This is a genomic window from Streptomyces sp. NPDC002690, from assembly GCF_053592415.1.
Genome location: NZ_JBSFVR010000049.1, coordinates 23896 through 30348 on the forward strand (window position 1 = coordinate 23896; position 6453 = coordinate 30348).

Annotated in this window: 4 protein-coding genes and 1 pseudogene; 2 read left to right on the top strand and 3 right to left on the bottom strand. The window is 72.3% G+C overall.

Annotated elements, in window-relative coordinates; translation table 11 throughout:
* Window positions 1-38: 38 nt before the first annotated feature.
* Window positions 39-1238 carry a DUF5685 family protein gene (locus ACWD3D_RS09805; RefSeq protein ID WP_451460385.1) on the bottom strand — a complete coding sequence of 400 codons (1200 nt, stop codon included), beginning with the start codon at window positions 1236-1238 and terminating at the stop codon, window positions 39-41.
* A gap of 313 nt (window positions 1239-1551) precedes the next feature.
* Here ACWD3D_RS09805 and ACWD3D_RS09810 point away from each other — a divergent pair, with 313 nt between their 5' ends.
* Window positions 1552-1995 carry a cell division protein SepF gene (locus ACWD3D_RS09810; protein WP_387371708.1) on the top strand — a complete coding sequence of 148 codons (444 nt, stop codon included), beginning with the start codon at window positions 1552-1554 and terminating at the stop codon, window positions 1993-1995.
* Between the two features lie 53 nt (window positions 1996-2048).
* On the opposite strand, the gene ACWD3D_RS09815 is transcribed toward ACWD3D_RS09810, so the two are convergent.
* Together ACWD3D_RS09815 and ACWD3D_RS09820 are read right to left on the bottom strand one after the other, a co-directional pair.
* Window positions 2049-3266: an acyl-CoA dehydrogenase family protein gene (locus ACWD3D_RS09815; RefSeq protein ID WP_451460386.1), complete on the bottom strand. Its 1218-nt coding sequence runs from the start codon at window positions 3264-3266 to the stop codon at window positions 2049-2051.
* A 113-nt stretch (window positions 3267-3379) separates the two neighbouring features.
* Window positions 3380-5143, bottom strand: a complete 1764-nt coding sequence (locus ACWD3D_RS09820; protein ID WP_451460387.1) for an MFS transporter — start codon at window positions 5141-5143, stop codon at window positions 3380-3382.
* Between the two features lie 486 nt (window positions 5144-5629).
* Here ACWD3D_RS09820 and ACWD3D_RS09825 point away from each other — a divergent pair.
* A pseudogene (locus ACWD3D_RS09825) lies at window positions 5630-6358 on the top strand (phosphatase PAP2 family protein); the annotation flags it as partial.
* Window positions 6359-6453: the final 95 nt, after the last annotated feature.

The following is a 6453-nucleotide window of genomic DNA, read 5'->3' on the forward strand; positions in this document are numbered from 1 at the left end:
CTCCGTGCCTGATTTTGCGTCAGCGCACCCGGGGCGGCTCAGCAGTCGCAACCGCAATCGCAGCAGCTGCACCCGTCGCCGCAGTTGGAGCAGCAGTCGCCGCAGTTCGAGCAGCAGTCACAGCAGTCGCAGCAGTTCCCGGGGTCGTTGCAGAGTCCCTCGCGCCGCTGCCGCGACCAGGGGCCGTCGTAGCTGCCGCAGCACATCTGGCAGGTGCAGGCGAGTCCGGCCCAGACCAGGCAGCCCGCGATGAGCCCGCGCCGGTCTCGGGGCGGCGGCGGGGGCTCGGGCGGCGGCGCGGCAGGACCCCCGGGGGCGTGCGGACCACCGGGGGCGTACGGGTTGCCGGGAGGCGGCCCGTACGCCCCCCGGTGCGCGCAGGAGTCGGTGGCGAAGGCGCGGTCCACCGCGCGGCGCAGTTCGTGCACCAGCAGCACGTGCACCAGCTTGCCGTCGCTGAACTCCGCGTCGGCGAGCGCCAGACGCACCCCGCGCACGGCGTCGTCGCAGAGCCTCCGGGCCTCGGAGAGCGGGGTCCCGGTGGCGGTGAGCGGGTTCCACGCCCCCGCCTCGGCGTCGGCCCGCTGGTCCTCCACGGCGTCCAGCAGGTGTGCGAGGCGCCCGAAGAGCCGTCCCGCCTCGGCGAGCGGGGCCGCGTTGCCCGGCCGGCCGGCGAGGACCGCGGTGTGCGCGAAGGCCGCCGCGGTGGCCGTCTCGGTGGGTTCGGTGACGAAGAGAAGCCCGGTGCCCCTCACCGCCAGCGCCTCGATCCCGGCCTGCCGGTCCACCGCGTCCACCAGGACCGAGGTGTCGAAGCCGAGGGCCGCGCCGCTGCGGGCCCCGGCCCGGTCCCAGCCCGCGGCGACCCGACGGGCGGCGGCGGCGACCGGACGGTGCGCCAGCAACCCGTCCCGGTCGGCGACATGGTCACGCACCTTGGCGGAGGCGAGCACCAGGGAGACCGCGGCGGCGAGCCTGGCGCCTTCACCCCTGGCAACCGGCGCGGTCCGCATGGCGCGCAACGGGCACGGACCGGCGGTGCGCCGTCCGGCCGGTACCGGCCCGGTCTGAGCTTCCGTCAGCACCGAGACGATCAGGCCGTCATAGTTCGTCACGATCCGGGCGAACTGCCCGTGATCGGAGCGGAGTGCGAGGCAGAGCCCGCAGAGATGGGCCATCCACTCGGCCTTGAGCCCCTCGCTCAGCCGGTGCGTGCACGGCCTGACGATTCCGAACACGAACGTCCCCCCCGAGAACCTGAACGACGGGTCCGCGATCTCTCGCACACCCACGCGTCGACCATCGTACCGATCCGGTCGTTCACCCGTACGTCCTCTGCGTCACCCGTACGGACGGGAGCATCCTATTTTCTTCCTACAAGCCCCCTTATTCGGTCGGAACCCTGACGAACCGCCACATGTTCTGCATCAGTACCGTCACGAATCGCCTGCGCGCCGACTATCCACTTGGCGCGCTATCCGCATGATGGACGACCATAGGGATACGAAAGACATGCGGAACATCAGAGAACCGCGGTGAGAGGAGGCGTCCATGGGATCGGTACGCAAGGCGAGCGCCTGGCTGGGCCTCGTGGAGGACAACGACGAGCGCTACTACGACGACGAGTACTCCGAAGGCGCCGAGACGGGGACACACGGCCAGGCATGGGTGACCGACCCCCGGGTGCAGGTCGCCTCCGAGGCCGCCGAGGAGCGGGAACGCCGCATCGCCACGGTGACCCCGGACAGCTTCCGGGACGCGCGCACCATCGGCGAGCTGTTCCGGGAGGGCGTCCCGGTGATCCTGAACCTGACGGCCATGGACCCCGCGGACGCCAAGCGCGTGGTGGACTTCGCCGCCGGGCTGATCTTCGGCCTGCGCGGTTCGATCGACCGGGTCGCCACCCGGGTCTTCCTGCTGACCCCTGCCCACACCCACGTGGTCAGCGGCGAGGCCTCCGGCCGCCGGGCCGGCGGCTTCTTCAACCAGAGCTGAGCAGGGCGCTCGCCACGACGCCCCGGACGCCGGCCCGCACAAGGCGGGCGGCCCTACCGGAAGGCGTCCAGGCCGGTGAGCGCCTTGCCCAGCACCAGCTGGTGCATCTCGACGGTGCCCTCGTACGTGAGCACCGACTCCAGGTTCGTCGCATGCCGCATCACGGGGTACTCCAGCGAGATCCCGTTCGCACCGAGGATGGTGCGCGAGGTGCGGCAGATCTCGATCGCCTCCCGCACGTTGTTGAGTTTCCCGAAGCTGACCTGTTCCGGGCGGAGCGAGCCCGCGTCCATCCGACGGCCCAGATGGTGGGCGAGCAGGATGCCCTTGTGGAGCTCCACCGCCATGTCCGCGAGCTTGGCCTGGGTGAGCTGGAAGCCTCCGATGGGCCGGCCGAACTGTTCCCGGGTCCGCGCGTAGTCGACGGCAGCCTCGAAGCTCGACCGCGCGGCGCCCATGGCACCCCAGACGATCCCGTACCGCGCGTGGCTCAGGCAGCTGAGCGGGCCGCGCAGCCCGCTCACGCCCGGCAGCACCGCGCCGGCGGGCAGCCGCACCCCGTCCAGCACCAGCTCGCTGGTGACGGAGGCGCGCAGCGACCACTTGTGCCTGATCTCCGGCGCGGAGAACCCGGGGCTGTCCGTGGGGACGACGAATCCCCTCACGCCCCGCCCCGCGTCGCCCTCGTCGGTCTGTGCCCAGACGACGGCGACCCCGGCGACCGAGCCGTTGGTGATCCACATCTTGCGGCCGGTGAGGATCCAGTCGTCCCCGTCGCGCTTCGCGTACGTGCGCATCCCGGCGGGGTCGGAGCCGTGGTCGGGCTCGGTCAGCCCGAAGCAGCCGATGACCTCGCCCGCCGCCATGGCGGGCAGCCACTGCCGCTTCTGCTCCTCGGAGCCGTAGCGGTGGATCGCGTACATGGCGAGCGAGCCCTGTACGGAAACGAGCGAGCGGATTCCCGAGTCGGCGGCTTCCAGCTCCAGGCAGGCGAGGCCGTACTGGACGGCCGAGGCGCCCGCGCAGCCGTACCCCTCCAGGGACATCCCCAGCGCTCCGAGCGCACCCAGTTCGCGGGCGAGCTCGCGGATGACCGGCAGTTCGCCCCGCTCGTACCACTCGGCGACGTGCGGCAGCACCCGGTCCTGCGCCCAGGCGCGGACGGTCGCGCGGATCGCGAGGTCCTCGGGGCCGAGGAGGTCGTCGATGCCGATCGGGTCGCCCGGGTCGAAGGGGGGCGGCTTCGGCCGGTCGTGCTCGGTGCTCTGCATGGTGCCTCCGGCGGCTCGCACGGTGTCCGGGGCCGTGGGCCGCAGCCCTGTCCGGCCGTCCGGACCCAGAAAAACTAGCGGTGGTAGTCAGGCTTCGCGGCCGACGCTACGGCTCAGCGGGGCGCGCGTCCAGAGCCGGTGACCTCGGCCGGTTCGCGTCGCGCGGCGGGCACCTCCCGGGCGGGCGGGAGGCCTGCCCGCTCCTGGTGGTCCGGTGTGCGCGGGCCGGCGATCCGGGGCTCCGCGCCGGTGCCGCACGGGCCCGGCGCGCACTCCATGGACCTCGGCAGCCGCAGCGCGGCGAGCGCGCCGAGCAGCAGCAGCCCGGCGCTGACCAGCAGGGTGAGGTGCAGGCCGTGCACGAAGGCGTGCCGCGCGGTGGAGCGCACCAGCCCCCCGGCCGGCCCGCCGAGCCGGTCCGCCACCTCGTACGCCTCGCCGAGGCTGTGCGAGGCGGCGCTGCCCGCGGCGGCCGGTACGCCCTCCTCGCGCAGGGCGGTGAGGCCGGGGGCGTACGCGGCGTTCATGACACTGCCCAGCAGAGCGATGCCGAGCCCGGCGCCCAGCTGGTACGAGGTCTCCCCGATCGCCGCCGCACCGCCCGCGCGGTCGGCGGGGACGTCGTTGAGCATCGACTCGTAGGCGCCGAAGAGGGTGGTCTGCAGGCCGTAACCCAGCGTCACGAAGCCGACGGTCAGCAGGACCGGGCGGTCGTGCCCGCCCATCAGGGTCAGCAGCAGTACCGAGGCGGCTGTCAGCACGAAGCCGAGCCCGACCATCCTGCGGGGGCCGAGGCGGCGCAGCGTGTACGTGCCCGTGGCCCCGGCGGCCATCGCCGCGAAGGTCAGCGGGAGCAGCCGCAGACCGGTCCGGAGCGGGCTGAGGTCCAGGACGAGCTGGAGGTACTGGACGGCGACGAGTTCGAGGCCGACCAGGGCCAGCATGGCGAGGACGATGCAGCCGACCGCCGTGGAGAAGGCGGGCCGGGTGAACATGCCGATGTCGATCAGCGGATGCTTCCGCCGCCGCTGACGGCGGACGAACAGGACGAGGAAGAGCCCGCCGGCCACCAGCGGGACGAGCGAGGCCGGATCGACGAGGCCCTCCTGGGCACCCATCCGCTTGACGCCCAGGACGGCACCGAGCACCCCGGCAGCGGCCATCAGCGCGCCGAGCACGTCCCACGGGCCTTCGCCGGAGCCACGCGACTCGGGGAGCAGTCGGCGCCCGACCGGGAGCACCAGAGCCATCAGCGGGACGTTGATCAGGAAGACCGATCCCCACCAGTAGTGCTCGACGAGGAAGCCGCCGATCACCGGTCCGGTGGCCGCGCCGACAGCGGCGACCGCCGTCCAGACCCCGATGGCGACGGCGCGCTCCCGCCGGTCGGGGAAGACCTGCCGCAGGATCGACAAGGTGGCCGGCATGATCATCGCGCCGCCGACCCCGAGCAGGGCCCGGGCCGCGACGAGTATCCCGGGGCTGCCCGCGAACGCGGCGAGCGCGGAGGCGGCGCCGAAGAGCGCGTACCCGCAGAGCAGCACCCGCCGTCTGCCGATCCGGTCCCCGAGGGTGCCGAAGAGGATCAGCAGCGAGGCGCAGACGAGCGGGTAGGCGTCCACGATCCACAGCAGGGCGACCGGTCCTGGCCGCAGGTCCTCGGTGACGGCCGGTACGGCGACGTGCAGCACGGTCGAGTCGAGCGCGACGAGCAGCAGGCTGAGGCACAGGACCACGAGGACGGCCCAGCGGCTCCTCCCGGTGTCCGGCCCGTGGGCGGGACCCGCGGCGGAGGCCGGACCCGGGCTCGAACCGGAGCCGGGACTCGGGGTGGTGGCCGCGCGCGGGGCGCTTTCGGCCGCGTTCCTCCCGGGCATCTGCGTACCTCCCATGTGTCCCTCGCGCTCGGCGGACCGGAGCGGCAATGGTGCGCGGCGCCCCCGGGGCCCGGCATCGACGGGCGAGTGAGCCGTCAGCGTACGCGAGACGTCCCCCGTCACACGTGGCCCAACTCATGCCCTCCGCCCCAGGTGTTGTGGCGTGCGCCACACCCGTACCCGTCCGGCGTCCGCTCCGCCGCGGCCGTCGTGTCCCTCACGGAGGTGGCCGGGGCCCCCTTCCTCCTGGACGGCGGCGGGCGGGGAAAGGGGCGGGGAAATGCAGGTCGCGCCTTCTCCGGCGAATTGAACCAACCGTCACTCGGCCTTGACGGAACTACCCGGAAGGAGGAGAAGACCCGATCCCGTTGTTTTTCCTCCAGAACCGGAAAACGGCACGTCCGGCGACATGGGCCACATCACATCGTCATCACAAACCCGTGGGATCGACCGGGTGGCGCACTCACTCGCTGTAACGTCGATTGGGTGCGTACCGACATCTTTGCCCGGCTGGACCGGGAGCCGGAACCGCCGAAGATAGAGATCCCGCGGATGAGTCGTCACCGTGTGGCCCTCTTCGGCGGGACGTTGGCGTTCTATCTCGTCATCGTCCACCTGGTCCTGATCTCGTCGTGGCTGGTGGCTCTGGACTGGAAGGTCATGCTCTTCCGGCCGTACCAGCAGTGGCCGTCGCTGCACGCCTTCCTCGACTACTACGTCGTGCTGGGGCAGCGGGGACCGACCGCCGTGATGATCGCGAGCTGGCTCGGCTGGCGCTCCTGGCGGCAGCACACCTTGCGGCCACTGCTCACGCTCGGCGCCGCGCTGCTGCTGCTCAACGCGTCGGTGGGAGGCGTCAAGCACGTCCTCGGGCGGCTCGGCCCGCACTACGCGACGCAGATCGGGTCGGCGGAGCTCTTCGCCGGCGGGGATATATTTCCGTCCGGACACACCGCCAACGCCGTCGTGACCTGGGGAATCCTCGCGTACCTGGCCACCACCCCGAGGGCCAGGCGCTATCTGTCGGCCATCTCGGCGACGGTGTCGCTGGGCGTGGGGCTCACCACCGTGTACATCGGCACGCACTGGCTCAGCGACGTCCTCCTGGGCTGGGCGGCGGGGCTCCTGGTCCTGCTGGCCCTGCCCTGGACGGAGCCGCTCATCACCCGCACCGAGCAGCTGATCCTGGCCGCACGCTGCCGCCAGCGCTCGCGATCCTTCATGGTGAACACGGCAAGGCTGAACTGGTTCTTCTGGTCGTCTTCGTAGAGCGCGACCTGCTCGCCCACGCATCCCGCCCCGGCCCCGAT

Coding starts and splice junctions, on each gene's coding strand:
- ACWD3D_RS09810 (WP_387371708.1), top strand. CDS start 1,552: ATGGGATCGGTACGCAAGGCGAGCGCCTGGCTGGGCCTCGTGGAGGAC.
- ACWD3D_RS09815 (WP_451460386.1), bottom strand. CDS start 3,266: ATGCAGAGCACCGAGCACGACCGGCCGAAGCCGCCCCCCTTCGACCCG.
- ACWD3D_RS09820 (WP_451460387.1), bottom strand. CDS start 5,143: ATGCCCGGGAGGAACGCGGCCGAAAGCGCCCCGCGCGCGGCCACCACC.